Origin of the sequence: Chlorobium phaeovibrioides (assembly GCF_003968655.1) — a bacterium.
GTDB lineage: Bacteria > Bacteroidota > Chlorobiia > Chlorobiales > Chlorobiaceae > Chlorobium > Chlorobium phaeovibrioides.
Map to the genome: position 1 here is coordinate 1 of NZ_RXYK01000054.1, position 717 is coordinate 717.

At 50.2% G+C, this 717-nt stretch carries 1 protein-coding gene and 1 pseudogene; one reads left to right on the plus strand and one right to left on the minus strand.

What is annotated here, in order from left to right; genetic code table 11:
- Window positions 1–39: 39 nt before the first annotated feature.
- Window positions 40–153, plus strand: a pseudogene (locus tag EKD02_RS10860) (hypothetical protein); the annotation flags it as partial.
- Between the two features lie 67 nt (window positions 154–220).
- On the opposite strand, the gene EKD02_RS09915 reads toward EKD02_RS10860, so the two are convergent.
- Window positions 221–717, minus strand: a 497-nt coding sequence (locus EKD02_RS09915) for an IS3 family transposase (protein ID WP_126385335.1), incomplete at its 5' end; no start/stop codon positions are given.

Genomic DNA, 717 nt, shown 5'->3' on the forward strand with positions numbered 1-717 from the left:
AAAGCTCGAGGCACTTACCAGGGGGCACGAGGACGACTGATCCTTGAGGATCACAAGGCCGAAGTCATTATGCTGATAGAAGAAGCGCATGAAAACGGAGCCCGCTACAGCAAAGCCTGTGTCGTTGTCGGGATCTCACACCGGACGCTGCAGCGCTGGAAGCAAGGGTGCCTGAAAGACCGGCGAAAAGGCTTGGAGTTGCAAGGGAAAAATGAACACTTTAAGAAGCCAAAGACCTCGATTGGTAATAATTGCGTAAGTATTCTGCTGGAGAGAGATATCCCAAGGTCGAATGCATCCGTTTCCGGTTATAAAAGACGTGGATATACTCAAACAGGAGCTTCTGTAGCTCTTCCTTGCTACGGATCCTTCTGCCGTAAATCCATTCGGACTTCAGGGTCTTGAAGAACGACTCTGTTGCCGCATTATCGTAACAGTTTCCCTTGCCGCTCATGCTTTGAACCATCCGGTACTCGGAGAGTTTTTTTCTGAATGATTTGCTGGCATACTGCACGCCACGATCAGAATGGAAGAAGACTCCTTCCGGTGGCTGTCGATGCAGTACAGCCATCTCAAATGCAGGAATGACAGTGGTTTCGGTCGACATGCTTCTGCTGAGTGAATACCCGATGATCTCCCAATTGAAGAGCTCCATGACCACTGTGAGGTACTGCCAGCCGCTATCGGTCCACAAGTAGGTCAGATCGCTCGTCCAGA